Raw genomic sequence first — 16,059 nt, 5'->3', positions numbered from 1 at the left:
GGAGGGGCGGAAAGGATGAGGGCGTGAGCCGGTGCGGGCGGCATCGGGTAAGAAGGATCCGGCGCAGGATGGGAACACGACGGTGACTGCTGAAGGGATGTCCGGTCCGCGGAACACCGCGGGCGGCGCGGGTGAACCGGTGACGGGGAGTGGGACCGCGTACCTGATCTCGGCACAGCAACAGGAAACCGTGTCCGAAGGCGACTCCGCCGCCGCGGAGTCCACAGTGGTCTCCGCGCTGACGGATCCCGTCGCCGACGCGGATACCGCGCGGCACCTGGCGTCCACAACGGACAGTGTGGCCGCGGCGGAGACGACGGCCGAAGCTCTCGCGGCGGTCGAGACGCGCCAGACCGGCGAGCCCGCCGAATCGTCGGGCCGGATCCCGCGGCCGGTACTCGCCGGCGCGGGTGTCGCCGGGCTTCTCCTGCTGGCCGCCCCGCTCCTGGTGATGGCGCTGGCGAACCACGCCGACCCGACTCCGGCTGCCGCCCCCGATCCCGCCGCGTTCCAGGACAAAGCGGGCCCGCACGGCGGCCTGGTGCCCGGGGCGCGGCCGGACACCGGCGCCGTGGGCGCGCCGGCGAACCCGGTCGCGGCCGCGCCACCGGGCGCCCCGGCGGGCCAGCAGGCGGCACCGGGCGGTCCGCCTGCCGGCGCCGTCGCCCCACCAGCGGCTCCCGGCGGGTCCCCTGACGCCCCGCAAGCGCCCGCCGGGAGCCCTCCAGCCGCCCAGTCCGCGTCGCCGTTCGTGCTCGTGGCGGGCCCGGGCTGTGGCGGTGGGTCGTTCGGCAAGCCCGGGTACTACACCAAGGGCGACGAGGGCTGGCTCAGCAGCGGCAGCGGTGGCTACGGCGGCGAGGGCTGCAACGGCAGCTTCTACTCCGTGCCGATGTCGGGCGACGGCCGCGACGGCGACAACTCGGCCGTCTGGACCTTCACCACCGGGCCGGTTTCCCAGGGCAGCTGCCAGCTCCAGGTGTACATCCCGAACGGCGACGCGACCAGGGTCGGCGGCAGCCCGTCCTACTACACGGTGTCCGGCGGCGGCTCCTTCCAGATCGACCAGACCCGCCAGCGGGGCCGCTGGGTCGACGCCGGCCGCTTCGCGGTCAGCGGCGGCAAGGTCTCGGTCCAGCTGCACTCCCGAGGCGTGGACTGGAAGAACAACGGCGGTCTCGCCCACCACGCCGCCGCCCAGCTGAAGGCCACCTGCACCTGATCACCCGAGTTACGTCCCCAATCACGCGAGATACGCCCCCAATCACGTGAGATCTCCGCCTGATCACGCGAGGTCGCCCGATGCCCCGCGTGACCGGCTGGAGGTCTCCCGTGACCGAAGTGCGACCTCGCGTGATCGGACGCGGAACACGCGTGATTGAGCGCGGAACTCACGTGATTGAGCGGAGATCTAGGTCGTGATCGAGGCCAGGTACCGGGTGATCGTGGCCTGCTCGGCCACGTCCACGACCGCCGCGACGTAGTTGTCGGGGCGGACCAGGACGAGGGCGTCGCCGTCGACGGCGTAGGCCCGGCGGGCGTGTCCGTCCTTGTCGGACAGTCCGGGCGAACCGGCGTCGATCGCGACCGTGCGCACCAGATCCCCGTACGGCGCGGCGATTCCGCCCAGTGTGGCCGCCGCCCGCTCGCCGAACCCGAGCAGGGTGAAGTGCGGTCCGGCGAACCGCTCGAACAACCGGACCGTCGTGCTGGTCCCGAAATCCGCGCACGGCGCGTCGGGTGCCCGGTCGCCCGGCTGAAGTGGACTGTCGCGTTCGGACGGACGAGCCGACAGCGGGCTCCAGCGGTACCCGACGCCCAGCATGGTGGTCTCCTCGGTCACCACGACGTCGAGGCCGCCGCCGGGCTTCTTGATCGCGGCCATCGCCACGCTCAACCGTTCCGAACTGACCTTCAACGTCCAGGACGCGATCGGCAGCCGCTCGGCTTCGTAGCTGTCCAGCAGCGCGTCCCCCGCCGCACCCGCGGCGACGAGCGCGAGCTTCCAGCCGAGGTTGTACGCGTCCTGGATGCCGGTGTTCATGCCCATACCGCCCGCGATCGGGTGCACGTGGGCCGCGTCGCCCGCGAGCAGTACCCGCCCGGCGCGGTAGCGCTCGACCATCCGCACGTTGACCCGGTAGGTCGAAAGCAGGTCCGCCCTGGTCAGCCACCCTCCGGGTAGCCGCGCGTACCGGGCGAACAGCCGCTGGAAGCTCTCCAGCGACGGGGGCAGCGGCTCGCCGCCGGGACCGCGTTCCGGCGCGGCCTGGAACCACCAGGTCCGCTCGGTCCCGGGGACCGGGCACAGCAGGACGCCGCCGTCGGCGTCGAGCCACTGGTGCCAGAACGCGCGGTCGAGCCCGTCGACCTCCACGTCGCCCAGCACCATCCGCTGTTCCTCCTCGGTCTCCCCGACCAGCGGCAGGCCGAGGAGTTTGCGGACCGTGCTGTGCCCGCCGTCGCAGCCGACCAGGTACGCGGCCTCGAACCGGCGCCCGTCCGCGAGCGTGCCGGTCACGCCGGACTCGTCCTGGGTGATCCCGGTCAGCTCGGCACCCAGTTCGACCTGGACGTCGTGCTTCGCGAGCTCGTCGCGCAGGATCTCCTCCACGCGGTACTGCGCGATGAGCCTGCTGTGGGCGTAGGGCCGGTCGGGGGTCGGGTGCACACCCGCCCACGGGTCGGCCGAGGAGATCAGCTCGCCGTCCCGGTACTTGCGCATGACCGGCGCCGGGCCGCTCGCCGCGAAGATCCGGTCGAGCACGCCGAGGTCCTCGAAGACCTCCAGTGTCCGCTGGTTCGGCCCCTTGGCCCGCGAACTGCGCGGGTACTCCGGGGACTTCTCGATGACGCGGACCGGCGTGCCGCGCCGGGCCAGCTCGCACGCGAGGGTCAGCCCGGTGGGCCCCGCGCCGACGATCACCACGGTATCCATCTGTCTCCTCTCGATCGACGCCCAGTAAAACGTAACCGGGTATCAAATGCAACCGGGTTAAATTAATGACCCGGTGTTAGGCTGGTCGGCGTGACGGAACCGGTCGGCCTTCGGGCGAGGAAGCGGGAGCGCACGCGGCGGGCGATCTCCGAGGCCGCGATCGCGATGTTCCTGGCGGACGGGTTCGACGAGGTGTCGGTGGCCGACGTCGCGGCCGCCGCCGAGGTGTCCAAGCCGACGTTGTTCCGCTACTTCCCGACCAAGGAGGACCTCGTCCTCGACCGCTTCGCCGATCACCGCGGCGAGGCCGCCCGAGTCGTCCGAGGCCGCGAGCCCGGCGAAACGCCCCTCGCCGCGTTGAAACGTCACATCCGTAAGGCACTCGGCGAACGCGATCCGGTCACCGGGCTGTGTGACGACCCCGAGGTGCTGGCCTTCAACCGGCTGGTGTTCGGCACGCCGAGCCTGGCGTCGCGGCTGGCGCAGCACCGCGCGTACGACACCGACGAGCTGGCGGCGGCCTTCCAGGAGGCGACCGGTGAGAAGGACGCCTTCCTCTGCCGTCTCGTGGCCGTCCAGATCGTCGCCGTGACCCACGAACTCGCCCACCGGAACGCGGCGAAGCTCGCCGCCGGGCGCAGCGCCGACGAGGTCCACCGGGAGGCCGTCGCGGCGCTGGACCGGGCGTTCGCCCTGCTCGGCGAGGGCGCGGAAAAGTTCGGCTACTGAGCTTCCACGAAAACGGCGCCCCGGCACACCGAAGTGGTGCCGGGGCGCCGTCGTGACCGGCCGGGGGTCAGAATCCGTCGCAGGAGGCGATGGCGAACTGGCCCGACGCGGTGGCGGTCTTGGCCTCCTTGCCGTCGACCACGACCTTGCAGGTGACGTCGCCGCCGTCCATGCCGGTGGTGACGGTCAGCGTGCCACCCTTGATCAGGCCCTTGGTGGTGAGATCTTTCGACCAGGGCAGGGTTCCCGGCTTCTCCTGGTTGGTCGAGCTCCCACCCTCGCCGATGGTCGAATAGGTGACGGAGGCGCCCTTCGCGGTGCCGCTCACCTCGTAGTGCACGGTCACGGTGCGGTTCGCCTCGGTGGTGACGTCGTTGACGGCCTTGGTGAACGCGGCGGCCCACAGGATGGCGACGCCCAGGCCGAGCACCGAGAGGACGAGCCCGGCGATGGCGACGCCCTTGTTGGTGGCCTTGCGGGCACGGACCCGGCCGATCCCGACCGCGGCGAAGACGATGCCGAGGATCACCAGCGGCCAGGCGATGACGCCGATGAACGGGATGAACGAGAAGATCAGGCCGAGCAGGCCGAGCACGAACCCGGTGGTGCCGAGGCCGTTCTTCGGTTGTTGCGGTCTCACCGCGTTCGGCTGGAGTTGGTCAGGGGTGGACATGGGCGCCTTCCTCACTGTGGTGTGCACAAAGGATTCGTGCGGATCGCGGCGGGCGTTACCTGTCGGCCCGACCTGCTCGGCGAAGGCGCGAAAAAATTCGGCGGCTGATTTCCCGGAGCATGTAGAGCGCGCGTGGCGTGTTCCGTCCTCTTCGTGAAGGCGCCAGGATGGGCGCACGAAACGGTGAAGGAGCCGGACATGCCGAAGTACATGCTGCTGCAGAACTACGAAGGTGGCGCGGGCTGCGACATCCCGATGACCGAGTGGACGCCCGAGGACATCACGGCCCACATCGAGTTCCAGCACGTGCTGAACCGGGAACTGGTCGCCAACGGGGAGTTCGTCGAGGCGCAGGGCCTGTCCGGCCCGGAACTGGCGAAGAAGGTCGTCTCCGACGGCGTGGCCGCCCCGGTCGTGACCGACGGTCCCTTCCCCGAGGCCAAGGAACTGCTCGCCGGGTACCGCGTGGTGGACGTCGAGTCGGAGGCGCGCGCCATCGAGATCGCCGCGAAGATCTCGGCCGCGCCGGGGCCCGGCGGGGTGCCGATCCAGGCGCCGGTCGAACTGCGCCAGATCATGGGCGCTCCGACGATCGAGTCGTGAGCACCGAACCTCGTGTCGAGGACCTGCTGCGCGCGCTGGCGCCGCAGGTCCTCGGCGTTCTGGTGCGGCGGTACGGCGACTTCACCGCCGCCGAGGACGCCGTGCAGGAGGCGTTGCTCGCCGCCGCGACGCACTGGCCAGACGGCGGTGTGCCGGACAATCCGCGCGGCTGGCTGATCCAGGCGGCGGTCCGGAAGCTGACCGACCAGTACCGCAGCGACCAGGCCCGGCGCCGCCGCGAGGACGTCGCCGCGTTGCGGGAGCCGCCCGCCGGGGACGTCCCCGACCGTGACGACACGCTCGTGCTGTTGTTCCTCTGCTGTCATCCCGCGCTGACCCCGGCGTCGGCGGTGGCGCTGACGCTGCGGGCCGTCGGCGGGCTGACCACCGCCGAGATCGCGAACGCCTTCCTGGTGCCCGAGGCGACCATGGCGCAGCGGATCAGCCGCGCCAAGCTGAAGATCAAGTCATCTGGCGAGCCGTTCCGGATGCCGGGGGACGCCGAGCGGGCCGGCCGGCTCCGCTCGGTCCTCCACGTGCTGTACCTGATCTTCAACGAGGGCTACGCCAGCAGCGTCGGCGACGATCTGCAACGCACCGAGCTCGCGGCGGAGGCGATCCGGCTGGCGCGGCTGGCGCACCGGATGCTGCCCGCCGACGGCGAGGTCGCCGGACTGCTCGCGCTCATGCTGCTCACCGACGCCCGCCGCGCGGCCCGCACGAACGCCGAAGGCGGGCTGGTCCCGCTGGCCGAGCAGGACCGGCGGTTGTGGGACCGCGAGCTGATCCGGGAGGGTGTCGCGCTGGTCACCGCGGCGGTCGCGCGGGGCACGGCGGGGTCCATGGGGGAGTACCAGGCGCAGGCCGCGATCGCCGCCGCGCACGACATCGCGCTGCGCGTCGAGGACACCGACTGGCCGCAGATCCTCGGCCTGTACGGGATTCTCGAGCGGATGACCGGGAACCCGATGGTCTCGCTCAACCGCGCGGTCGCCGCGGCGATGGTGCACGGCCCGCGCGCGGGGCTCGACCTGCTCGACGCCGTCGCCGACCGGCTCGCCGGGCACTACCGCCTCGACGCCGTCCGCGGGCACCTGCTCGAACTGGCCGGGGAGACCGGGGCCGCCGTCGAGTGCTACCGCGCCGCCGCGGCCCGCACCACGAGCCTGCCCGAGCAGCAGTACCTCACCACCCAGGCCGCCCGTCTCCACACCGGCCAGAGCCGCTAAACCTCTTCACGGCACCGCCGGGGAGAGGTGCGGTTCGTGGGCGGCCCAAACGCCCCAATGTGGCACTGGGTGCGTTGGACGCAGCGAATGTGGCGTTCGGTGCGTCCAACGCACCGAACGCCACATTGGGGCGCTCGGCCACGTCCAGCCGCGACGGGTCAGGGAAGTGCCGGGGAGGCCGCCCTGACGCCCCGACCGTCCACATCGGACTCGGCGGGTAGCCGGCGGGGCAGCACGCGGGGATGGGGTATGATCGGCGTATCGGGGTAGAAACGTGCTCCCCGCGCCGGGCATCCGGTAGGTCGGGAGCACGCGTATACGCGGTATCGAATGATCCGTCACTCCTTCACCGCGAAGGAGTGCGTGATGTCTTCCCGTGTTCGCCGCCGATCCGGCACGAATCCCCCGCAGTCCCCTCGAACCCTCGGCGAAGTGTGGCTCGCCCTCGCCGGGCTCTCGGCCGTGTTCCTCTTCGAGATGCTCGACAACTCGATCCTCAACGTCGCGTTGCCGACCATCGGCCGCGAACTGTCCGCCTCGACGACCACCCTGCAGTGGGTGACCGGGGCCTATTCCGTCGTGTTCGGCGGGCTGATGCTGGTGTTCGGGGCGCTGGCCGACCGGGCGGGGCGGCGGAAGGTCATGCTCGCCGGGCTGGTGCTGCTCGGCGTGGCCAGCCTGGCCACCGCGTTCGTCACGGTCGCGTGGCAGCTCATCGCGGTACGGGCGCTGATGGGCGTCGCGGCCGCGATGACGACGCCGGGGTCGCTCGCGCTGGCGTTCCGGCTGTTCTCCGACGACCGGCTGCGCGTGCGCGCGACCACGCTGATCTCCACCGTGGGCCTGATCGGTCTCGCCGTCGGCCCCACCGTCGGCGGTTTCGTGCTCGCCTTCGCGCCGTGGCAGGCGCTGCTGCTGGTGAACGTGCCGGTCGCCGCGCTCGCGTTCCTCGGCATCCGGGCCGGGATCCCGGCCGACGACCCCGCCGGTCTGCACCGCGATCCGATCGACGTCGCGGGCGCCGTCCTCGGCACCGCGACGATCGTCCTCGCGCTGCTCGCCCCGACGTTCTTCGTCGAGGCGGGCACCGCCTCCGCGCTGCCGTGGGGCACCGCCGTGGCGGCCCTGCTCGCCGGAACCGGCTTCGTCCTCCGCGAGCGGACCGCCCGCCACCCGCTGCTCGACCTGAAACTGGTCGCCCGTCCGCTCGTGTCCAGCGGCCTGGCGCTCAAGGCCGCGGCGGGGCTGGCGACCGCCGGGCTGGGCTACCTGGTGACCCTGCACCTCCAGCTCGGCCTCGGCTGGACGCCCGCCGAGGCGGCCATCGGGATGGTGCCCCAGGTCGTCGTCCTGATCGCGGGCGGTGCCGTGATCAGCCCGCTGATCACCCGCGTCGGCCTCACCGCGGCCGCCTGGCTCAGCGCCGGCGCCGTCGTGTGCGGGCTCGCCGTCTACACCGCGTTCGGCGGATTCGGCTACGTCTGGGTCGCGCTCGCGCTCGTCCTCGTCGCGGCGGGCATGCGCGTGGTCGGTGTCGTGGCGGGCACCAACGTGATGCGCGGCCTGCCGGAGAACCGCACGACCATCGGGGCCGCGCTCGTCGACACCGCCAGCGAGGTCACCACCGGGATCGGCATCGCGCTCAGCGGCACCATCCTGGCGGTGGTCTTCCCCGGCGCGCTGACGACGCCCGGATGGAGCGCGGCGCAGCTCGGCGACTTCCACACCGCGCTCACCTACGCCGGTCTCGTGCTCACCGTGCTGTCCGGGTTCCTGGTGGGCTGGGGCATCTTCCGTGGCCCTCGTTCCCGCGTCGACCTCGTCCCGGCGGCGTAGGCGCGTTCCCCGGAGGGCCGGTGGCCCGCCGGAGGACACGCCGGGCGACGTCTCGCCCTCCGGCGTGTCCCCCGTGCCCGGACCCTCGTGTCCACTGTCGCGTACTCCGGTCACTCGTCCGGCCGCGCGCGGGCCGGGCAGTAGACCACTGTCAGACCAATTCGCGCGGGAAACCTACTGGTGACGGGGTTCGCTGCGGCATCATCGACAGACGGATTGGTCCATCGGAGATCGTCGGCGGTCTTGGCCGCGACGCGGGCATGCCGTGTGCTGGATCCGGTCGCCCGGCCTCTGATTCGGCGGTGAGGAGGGCAAGATGACGGCTCCCGGGAAGATCGGCGAAGTGCGGGCCCGGCTGCTCGATCTCGTCGATCTGCTGCCGGAAGGGGCCCCGTTGCCCCCGGAACGCGAACTCGCGGTCCGCTGGCGGGTAGCGCGCATGACGCTGCGCCGGGCGATGGACGACCTCGTGCTGCAGGACCTGCTGGTGCGCAGGCAGGGCAGCGGCACGTTCACCTCGCGCCCGAAGGTCAGCCGTCGGCTCGCGATGACCTCGTTCTCCGAGGAGATGCGGCGCCGCGGCATGCGGCCGGCGAGCCGCACGCTCGAACTGCGCCGCCGCCGGGGCGACCGCGCGCGGTGCCGGCTGCTGCGGATCCCGGCCGGGGACGTCGTGGTCGAGTTCGTCCGGCTTCGGCTCGCCGACGACGCGCCGATGGCGCTGGAGCGCACCTTCGTCCCCGACCGCTACGTGCCGGGGCTGGCGATCGGTGACCTCGACAGCTCCTGGTACGAGCTGCTGGCCACCCGCTACGGCACCGACATCGTCACCGGCACCTGCCAGCTGGACCCGGTGCTGCCCGACCAGCGCACCGCCGAACAGCTCCAGATCCCCGTCACCCAGCCGTGCCTGCGCATCCGCGGGATCAGCCTCGACGCGCGGGGCCGGGTGATGGAGAGCTGCGAGGCGACCTATCGCGGCGACCGGTACGCCATCACCGCCGATCTGCGCAGGCCCGGCCGGACCGGCGTGCCGAGCTGACCCGACCCGCACCCCCCTGGAGGCATCATGGCCATGCGTGGAATCCGTCCTTTGCGGTCCCTCCGGACGATGGGTGCCGGGATCCTCGCCGGGATCCTCGCCACCGGCGCGCTCACCGCGTGCGGCGGCGATTCCACCGGCGACGTCACGCTGACGTTCTGGACGCACACCCATCCACCGATGGTCAAGCTCAACCAGGCGATCATCGCCGAGTACGAGAAACAGCACCCGAACGTCAAGATCAAGTACCAGCAGATCCCGAACGACGAGTTCGACACGAAGATGCTGACCGCGATGAGCAACGGCACCGGTCCGGACGTGCTCAACATGGACGACAGCACCCTGCGCGGCGAATACCTGCCGAAGCGCCTGCTGGCCCCCGTTGATCTCAGCGCGTTCGGCGTGCAGTCCGCCGACGCACTCAAAGCGCGTTATCTGCCGGGAACCCTGGGCGGCGCGTCGGCCGACAACGAGCTGTTCGGCCTGCCGAGCGAGTTCAACGCGACCGCGTTCGCCATCAACACCAAGCACTTCGCCGACGCCGGGCTCGATCCGAACGCGCCACCGAAAACCTGGCAGGAGGTCACCGAGGCGTCGAAGAAACTCGTCGGCGCCGGGCACACCCAGGCGTTCAGCTTCCTCTACCTGCACGCGGGCTGGTACACCCAGCAGTTGCAGACCCTGCTGAACGAAACCGGTGGCACGATCACCGATCCGAAGCACGAGAAGGCGACCGTGGCGTCGCCGCAGTCCCAGGCGGCGCTGAAGATCTGGGCCGATCTCGCCACCGGCGCCACGCGGACCGCCGATCCGAACAAGACCTCGCGCGAGGCGACGTCACCGTTCGGCGATCTCGCCACCGGGCGTCAGTCGATGGCGGTCGTCTACCCGTGGGCGATGGAGCAGATCCGGCAGAGCAACCCCGAAACCTTCGCGCAGCTGAAGCTCGTCCCGCTGCCGCAGGTGAACCCGGCGAATCCGGTGAACCGCTGGTACGGCTACTACTGGAGCGTCAGCCGGGCGAGCAAGCACCAGGACCAGGCGTGGCGGTTCATCGCCTATCTGGCGAGCCAGTCGCAGCGCTGGCTGTCGGACGTGAAGTTCATCCAGCCGGTGACGGGCTGGGAAAACAGCGAGGCGGGCAAACAGGTCCCGGGGCTCGACGTGTGGTCGGCGGCGTACCAGAAGGGCAAGTTCGACGAGGTCGCCCCGCACTTCGCCGAGATCAAGGACGCGGTGATGGGGATGGTCAACGACACCGTCTTCGACCGCGTCGCGATCCCGGAGGCCACCGGGAAGGCCGCCGAACGGATCAACCGCAGTCTGGGGAGCTGAGCGGATGACGGTGCTCTCGACCCGGCCCAGCGCGGCGGAAACCCCGGCGCCCCGGCGGAACCGGCCGATCCGGCGGCGCGAGCTGGTCGGCGTCCTGCTCGCGGTGCCCGCGATGGCGTTGTTCCTCGCCTTCGCGATCTACCCGATGCTGCGGGTGTTCTACCTGTCCCTGTTCGACTACAGTCTGACCGCGCCGCCGGAGTTCGTCGGGTTCGACAACTTCACTTATCTGGCAACGGATCCGCAGTTCGGCGCCGCGTTGTGGCAGACCGTGGTGTACGCGGCGGGCACCTACGTCCCGGCGCTCGTACTGGCACTCGTGCTGGCCCACGCGCTGAACACCCGGGCCCGCGGCAGCGGCCTGCTGCGGCTGCTGTACTTCCTGCCGGTGGCGATCAGCTGGGTCGCGGTGTCGGTGATCTGGCGGGTCGTGCTCCACCCGGACGGTCTGCTCAACCAGACGCTCGGGCTACACGTCAACTGGCTCACCAGCTCGGACACCGCGATGTGGGGCCTGGTGCTCATGGGCGTGTGGAAGGAGACCGGGTTCTTCCTGATCCTCTTCCTCGCCGGGCTCCAGTCCATTCCCGGCGAGCTCTACGAAGCGTCCCGTTTGGACGGTGCGGGTGCCTTCGCGCGCTTCCGGTACATCACCTGGCCGATGCTGCTGCCGGTGACCGCGGTGTGCTCGGTGATGGCGGTGATCCGCGGGTTCCAGGCGTTCAGCCCGCAGCTGGTGCTGACCAACGGCGGCTTCGGCACCCAGGTGGTCAACCTGTTCGTCTACAAGACGGCGTTCGAGAACGCCAGGATGGGCCGCGCGTCCGCGGTCGCGGTGCTGATGTTCCTGCTGCTGTTCGGGCTGACGCTGTTGCAGCTCAAGGTGTTCTCGCGGAGGGATCGATGAGCGCGCGGCGCGGGCCCGCCGCGCGTGCCGGCCGCGCGACGGCGCTGGTCGTGGCCGGGCTCGGCGGGTGCGTGTTCGCCGCCGTCCTCGGCTACGCGGTGCTGACCGCGCTCAAGCCGTCCTCCGAGGTGCTGGCGGTCCCGCTGCGGTGGCTGCCGACGAGCTTCGACTGGGAGAACGTCACCCTGCCCTTCACCGAGACGCCGTTCGCGCGGTACTTCCTCAACAGCACGGTGGTCGGGATCAGCGTCACGTGCCTGAACGTGCTGACCTGCACGGCGGCGGGGTTCAGCTTCGCGAAGTTCCGCTACCGGGGCCGCGACGCCGCGTTCATGATCGTGCTGGCGACGCTGATGATCCCGGTCGAGATCATCTACGTCCCGTTGTACAGCCTGGTCTACTCGCTCGGCTGGGTGGACAGCTTCGCCGGGCTGATCGTGCCCGCCGGGACCAGCGCGTTCGGGATCTTCCTGATGCGCCAGGCGATCGGCAACGTCCCGGACGAACTGCTGGAGGCGGCGCGGCTGGACGGCGCGGGTGATCTGCGCACGCTGGTGTCGATCGTCGCGCCGGTCGTGCGGGGCCCGATGGCCGCGCTGGCGCTGTTCGTCTTCATGCTCAACTGGGACTCGCACCTGTGGCCGCTGCTGGTCGCCTCCGACGACGAGCACCGCACGCTCCCGGTGGGACTCGCGGCGATGCAGGCGAACAACCTCGGCAGCGCGGCGGTGCCGATGATGCTCGTCGCCGCGCTGCTGGCGGCGCTGCCGACGGTGCTGTTGTTCGTGACGTTGCAGCGCCGGTTCGTGGAGGGTGTGACGATGTCGGCGGGTATCCGATGAGTGCCGGGTCCGTACCGCGTCCCTGGGTCGCGGTCGACAGTGGTCAGACCGGGTTGCGGCTGGTGTCCGGTCCCGAGCCGAAGACCGGCCGTGGCCCCGGTTTCGACTACCGGCAGGGTGATCCGGTCGCCACGATCACCGCGGCCGTGCGCGTCGCGGCGCTGGACGCGGGGGTGACCGGCCCGGCCGGCGTGGTCTGTCTCGGCCTGACCGGCTGCCCGTCCGAGGCCGAGGACAGGGCCCGGCTCGGCGTCGCGGTCGCGGCCGCGCTGGGCGCCGCCGAGGTGCGGTTGTGCGAGGACATGGTGACCGCGCACGCCGGTGCGCTGCCCGGTGGCCACGGCGTGGTGCTCGCCGCCGGGACCGGGGTGGTGGGCCTCGCGGTCGGCGAGGACGGCCGGTGGTGGAAGGTCGACGGCAGCGGGTACCTGCTCGGGGACGCGGGAAGCGGCTTCGCGATCGGGCGGGCCGGGCTCGCCGCGGTGCTCGCCGCCGCGGACGGCCGGGGCGCGGCGACCGCGCTGACCGGCGCGGCCGAGTGCCGTTACGGTCCGGGGCCAGGGATGGCCCAGCGGATCCACCAGGAACCGGCCCCGGTCGCCGCCGTCGCCCAGTTCGCGCCCGACGTGTTCGCCGCGGCCGAGGCGGGGGACACGGTCGCCGCCGCGATCGTGACCGGTGCCGCCGGGGACCTCGCGCACTCCGCCGCCACGGCGGTGCGGGCGCTCGGGTACGACGGCGTCGTCCCGGTGGCCTGCACCGGCCGGGTGTTCGAGGCGGGGGAGCCGCTGCTGGGCCCGCTGCGCGCGCGGCTGGCCGAGCTCGCCCCGGCGGCGCGGCTCGTCCCGGCCGAGGGCGACCCGCTCGACGGCGCCGTCCGGCTGGCCACGTCCGATCCGGGCCCCTATGCCCGGCTGTTGCACATTCACCGTGGTACGGCGGCCTTTTCGGCGGCGAGGGCCGCGAAAGCCGTTGTTGTGGAAAGCACTGTGGAGTACATTATGGACACTCTGCCCTTCCCGTCCGGTGCGCTCCTGGTGTCCTGCCAGGCACAGCCGGGCAATCCCCTGCACGGCCCGGTCTCGATGGCGAGGATGGCCGCCGCCGCGGCCGCGGGCGGGGCGCGCGGCATCCGGGCGAACGGCCCCGCCGACGTCGCCGCGATCCGGTCCGAAGTGGACATACCGGTGCTCGGCATCAACAAGGTGTTCTCCCCGGACGGGGTGTTCATCACGCCCTCCTTCGACTCCGCGGCCGCGGTCGTGCGGGCGGGCGCGGCGATGGTGGCCGTCGACGGCACCGCCCGGCCCCGCCCCGGTGGCGGCACGTTCCGCGAGCTGGTCCGGCGGATCCACGGCGAGCTGGGGGTACCGGTGATGGCCGACGTCGACACCCTCGCGGCCGGCGTCGCGGCCAGGAAGGCCGGCGCGGACATCGTCGCCACGACGCTGGCGGGCTACACCGGCGGGCCGGTGCCGGAGGGCCCGGACGTGGAACTGGTCGCGGCGCTGGCGGAGCGGGTCGACTGCCCGGTGGTGGCGGAGGGCCGCTACCGCAGTGCCGAGGACGTGCGCGCGGCCGTCGACGCGGGCGCGTACGCCGTCGTCGTCGGGACGGCGATCACGAACCCGATGGCGATCACCACGCGGCTCGCGAAGGCCTTGTCGTGAGCGAAGCTTGCGAGCGAACCATGGATGTCATGCGCCAAAAGGGATTGAACACTGTCTCGCGGAGCGAGGCGATCGCATGACGGTGCGGATCGGGCACGGCCGCGCCGTCCTCGACGTGCCCGTTGGCACCCCGCTCGGCGGCTACGCCGCGCGGGGCGGGACGAGCACCGGCACGCTCGATCCGCTGGAGGTGCACGCGGTGACGATCAGCGCGGGCGGGCGCCGGTTCGCCTGGGTGGTGGCCGATCTGCCCGCGGTGAACACCGATCTGGCCGGGCCGTTGCTGAGCAGGCTGGCCGGATCGCTGCGGACCTGCCCCGAGCTGGTGTGGATCTCGGCGACGCACACGCACGCCGGGCCGGAGGTCGGCTGTCATCCCGGTGGTGGGCGGACCCCACCCGAGTGGCGCAGCCCGTTGCTCCGGATCGGTGAGCGCGCGGCCGCACGCGCCGCGATCGCCGAGGTGCCCGGCAGTGTCACCGTCCACAAGGGACTCATCGGCGAGGTGGGCGGGCAGCGCAGCGGGCCGCGTCCCCGGGTGGACGTACCGGTGACCGTGCTGGCCGTGCGCAACCGGGAACTGGTGCTCGGTGTGCTGGTCGTGCTCCCGGTGCATCCGACCGTGCTGGGCGCGGACAACCTGCTGGCCAGCGCGGATCTCGCCGGGGCGGTACGCCGCGCGGTGGCCGGGCGCCTCGGCGGCTGGGCGGTGGTCGCCACCGGTGCCGCCGGGGACATCAGCACCCGGCCGCACCGCCGCGAACAGCGTCCCGGTGAGCTGGATCGGCTCGGCGCGCTGGCGGCCGACCAGATCCTCGCGCTGGTCAGGACGCCGGGGACGCCGCTCGACCTCGGCAGGGGGCCGGTCGGCGCGCGTACCTGGTCGTTCGCGCTGCCCGGACGCGAGGGTGAGCCGCCGCCGGAGACCGGCGCCGTGCGCGTGCGGCTGGACGCGGCGCGCCGGGCGGGGGACCGGGTGGCGGTGCGCGAGGCCGAGACGGCGCTGCTGGGTGCCGAACTGGCCTCGGCCGCGCGGATCCGGGACCCGCGGCTGGTGGTGAGCGCGGTGCGGCTCGGTGAGCTGGGGATGATCGGTCTCGGCGGGGAGCCCTACCTGGCGCTCGAAGCCGCCGTGGAGTCCGAAGTGGACGGACCGGTGGTGCTGGCCGGGTACACCGGGGGATACCTCGGCTACCTTCCCGGCGCGGCGGCGTACGGCACCGACGTCTACGAGGTCAACATCTCGCCGGTGGCCGAGGGTGCCGCCGAACTCGCGGTGGCGGAGTCCGTTCGGCTGCTGCGGTCCTGCTCCACCTGACCTACGACTTTCGTCGGTGATCGGAATCTCATCCGGTCGCCGGCCGACGGGTCCGGCCGACCCCTAGACGGCCGGACCCGCCCTCCGTGCGTCCTGGCGGTGGATCGTCATCTCGGGAGGGGATGACGGGCATCGGGGTTGCCAGATCCGAACCAGGTCTCATGTTGGTGAAGCCCCGAGTTAGTTAGTACACTGACATGAGACCGATAGTCAACCCGTGTGGGATTTGAAGCGGGTGACACGGTGAAGGGAAGTAACCACTGGGGTAAACGGCAACCGTCGGGCGAGGCCATCGCCGGTGGGGAACCGTCTACTACGATTCCGGGTCAGTACCCGATCGACGCTGACTCGGCAGGAGGGCTGGGTGGCCATGAGCGACGCTTGCGAGCGAATCATGGATGTCATGCGCCAAGAAGGATCGGACACTGCTTCGCGAAGCGAGTCGATCGCATGAGCTCCGGCGATGCGGAGGAGACGCGCGGTTCCGGACCGGGGTCGACGCTGGCCGATCGGCTGAACTACCTGTTCGACACCGTGCAGGACGGTCGTCTGCTGCGGCCCTACACCAACGGCGAGGTCGCCAGGGCGGTGGTCGCGGCGGGAGGAAGTCTCAGCGAGAATTACCTCTGGATGCTCCGCAATGGGCAGAAGGACAATCCAACTTTCAAGCACTTGAAGGCGATCGCGGACTTCTTCGGCGTGCCCGCCGGCTATTTCTTCGACGACGCGGTGGAGGGGCGGCTGCGTGACCAGCTGGCCGCGCTGAAAGCGGCTACCGGTTCCGGTGATATCCGGCTGATGGCGAGCCGGGCGGGCGAACTCTCCCCGGAGAACCGCCGGAAAATCGTCGACATGGTGGATATGGTGTACCGCCTCGAAAGAGGCCATGATGGTCAAGATACCTGAGAGCACCGGGTTCCTCGGCCCGGTGCGCGCG

Annotated in this window: 14 protein-coding genes; 12 read left to right on the top strand and 2 right to left on the bottom strand. The window is 71.5% G+C overall.

What is annotated here, in order from left to right; translation table 11 throughout:
• Positions 1-139: 139 nt before the first annotated feature.
• Positions 140-1,222, top strand: a complete 1,083-nt coding sequence (locus ABD987_RS12245) for a hypothetical protein (RefSeq protein ID WP_345390828.1) — start codon at positions 140-142, stop codon at positions 1,220-1,222.
• Between the two features lie 189 nt (positions 1,223-1,411).
• Here the strand turns inward: ABD987_RS12245 and ABD987_RS12240 are convergent, their stop codons facing one another.
• Positions 1,412-2,938, bottom strand: a complete 1,527-nt coding sequence (locus ABD987_RS12240; protein WP_345390825.1) for an FAD-dependent monooxygenase — start codon at positions 2,936-2,938, stop codon at positions 1,412-1,414.
• A 90-nt stretch (positions 2,939-3,028) separates the two neighbouring features.
• On the opposite strand from ABD987_RS12240, the gene ABD987_RS12235 reads away from it, so the two are divergent.
• Positions 3,029-3,667: a TetR/AcrR family transcriptional regulator gene (locus ABD987_RS12235; protein WP_345390822.1), complete on the top strand. Its 639-nt coding sequence runs from the start codon at positions 3,029-3,031 to the stop codon at positions 3,665-3,667.
• Positions 3,668-3,734: 67 nt separating this feature from the next.
• Here the strand turns inward: ABD987_RS12235 and ABD987_RS12230 are convergent, their stop codons facing one another.
• Positions 3,735-4,340 (bottom strand): DUF4190 domain-containing protein, encoded by a 606-nt coding sequence (locus tag ABD987_RS12230; protein WP_345390819.1) that lies wholly within the window; start codon positions 4,338-4,340, stop codon positions 3,735-3,737.
• A 198-nt stretch (positions 4,341-4,538) separates the two neighbouring features.
• On the opposite strand from ABD987_RS12230, the gene ABD987_RS12225 reads away from it, so the two are divergent.
• The 10 genes from ABD987_RS12225 to ABD987_RS12180 all read left to right on the top strand — a co-directional run bounded on the left by ABD987_RS12225 (position 4,539) and on the right by ABD987_RS12180 (position 16,028).
• Positions 4,539-4,943, top strand: coding sequence for a YciI family protein (locus ABD987_RS12225; RefSeq protein ID WP_345390816.1), 405 nt, complete (start codon positions 4,539-4,541; stop codon positions 4,941-4,943).
• Positions 4,940-6,172 carry an RNA polymerase sigma factor gene (locus ABD987_RS12220; RefSeq protein ID WP_345390813.1) on the top strand — a complete coding sequence of 411 codons (1,233 nt, stop codon included), beginning with the start codon at positions 4,940-4,942 and terminating at the stop codon, positions 6,170-6,172. The genes ABD987_RS12225 and ABD987_RS12220 overlap by 4 nt, the downstream gene beginning before the upstream one ends.
• Before the next feature lie 366 nt (positions 6,173-6,538).
• Complete coding sequence (locus tag ABD987_RS12215; protein ID WP_345390810.1) at positions 6,539-8,008, top strand: MFS transporter; 1,470 nt, start codon at positions 6,539-6,541, stop codon at positions 8,006-8,008.
• 316 nt (positions 8,009-8,324) lie between these two features.
• Positions 8,325-9,050, top strand: a complete 726-nt coding sequence (locus tag ABD987_RS12210) for a GntR family transcriptional regulator (protein WP_345390807.1) — start codon at positions 8,325-8,327, stop codon at positions 9,048-9,050.
• 27 nt (positions 9,051-9,077) lie between these two features.
• Entirely contained in the window at positions 9,078-10,385 is a 1,308-nt protein-coding gene (locus ABD987_RS12205) for an ABC transporter substrate-binding protein (RefSeq protein WP_345390804.1), read from the top strand.
• Between the two features lie 4 nt (positions 10,386-10,389).
• Positions 10,390-11,292: a carbohydrate ABC transporter permease gene (locus ABD987_RS12200; protein ID WP_345390801.1), complete on the top strand. Its 903-nt coding sequence runs from the start codon at positions 10,390-10,392 to the stop codon at positions 11,290-11,292.
• Positions 11,289-12,134, top strand: coding sequence for a carbohydrate ABC transporter permease (locus tag ABD987_RS12195; protein WP_345390798.1), 846 nt, complete (start codon positions 11,289-11,291; stop codon positions 12,132-12,134). The genes ABD987_RS12200 and ABD987_RS12195 overlap by 4 nt, the downstream gene beginning before the upstream one ends.
• Positions 12,131-13,804, top strand: coding sequence for a putative N-acetylmannosamine-6-phosphate 2-epimerase (locus tag ABD987_RS12190; RefSeq protein ID WP_345390795.1), 1,674 nt, complete (start codon positions 12,131-12,133; stop codon positions 13,802-13,804). The genes ABD987_RS12195 and ABD987_RS12190 overlap by 4 nt, the downstream gene beginning before the upstream one ends.
• Positions 13,805-13,880: 76 nt before the next feature.
• Complete coding sequence (locus ABD987_RS12185) at positions 13,881-15,122, top strand: hypothetical protein (RefSeq protein ID WP_345390792.1); 1,242 nt, start codon at positions 13,881-13,883, stop codon at positions 15,120-15,122.
• 450 nt (positions 15,123-15,572) lie between these two features.
• On the top strand, positions 15,573-16,028 hold the full coding sequence (locus ABD987_RS12180; protein ID WP_345390789.1) for a helix-turn-helix domain-containing protein: 456 nt from the start codon (positions 15,573-15,575) through the stop codon (positions 16,026-16,028).
• Positions 16,029-16,059: the final 31 nt, after the last annotated feature.

The organism is Amycolatopsis samaneae (assembly GCF_039541975.1).
Taxonomy (GTDB): domain Bacteria; phylum Actinomycetota; class Actinomycetes; order Mycobacteriales; family Pseudonocardiaceae; genus Amycolatopsis; species Amycolatopsis samaneae.
Note: the sequence above shows the minus strand (reverse complement) of the source record. Positions and strands in the feature narration are given on the sequence as shown.

Bases quoted from the DNA above. Each gene is read 5' to 3' on its own strand.
- ABD987_RS12215 (WP_345390810.1), top strand. From the start codon at position 6,539: ATGTCTTCCCGTGTTCGCCGCCGATCCGGCACGAATCCCCCGCAGTCC.
- ABD987_RS12195 (WP_345390798.1), top strand. From the start codon at position 11,289: ATGAGCGCGCGGCGCGGGCCCGCCGCGCGTGCCGGCCGCGCGACGGCG.
- ABD987_RS12200 (WP_345390801.1), top strand. From the start codon at position 10,390: ATGACGGTGCTCTCGACCCGGCCCAGCGCGGCGGAAACCCCGGCGCCC.
- ABD987_RS12210 (WP_345390807.1), top strand. From the start codon at position 8,325: ATGACGGCTCCCGGGAAGATCGGCGAAGTGCGGGCCCGGCTGCTCGAT.
- ABD987_RS12230 (WP_345390819.1), bottom strand. From the start codon at position 4,340: ATGTCCACCCCTGACCAACTCCAGCCGAACGCGGTGAGACCGCAACAA.
- ABD987_RS12225 (WP_345390816.1), top strand. From the start codon at position 4,539: ATGCCGAAGTACATGCTGCTGCAGAACTACGAAGGTGGCGCGGGCTGC.
- ABD987_RS12190 (WP_345390795.1), top strand. From the start codon at position 12,131: ATGAGTGCCGGGTCCGTACCGCGTCCCTGGGTCGCGGTCGACAGTGGT.
- ABD987_RS12185 (WP_345390792.1), top strand. From the start codon at position 13,881: ATGACGGTGCGGATCGGGCACGGCCGCGCCGTCCTCGACGTGCCCGTT.
- ABD987_RS12240 (WP_345390825.1), bottom strand. From the start codon at position 2,938: ATGGATACCGTGGTGATCGTCGGCGCGGGGCCCACCGGGCTGACCCTC.
- ABD987_RS12180 (WP_345390789.1), top strand. From the start codon at position 15,573: ATGAGCTCCGGCGATGCGGAGGAGACGCGCGGTTCCGGACCGGGGTCG.
- ABD987_RS12205 (WP_345390804.1), top strand. From the start codon at position 9,078: ATGGCCATGCGTGGAATCCGTCCTTTGCGGTCCCTCCGGACGATGGGT.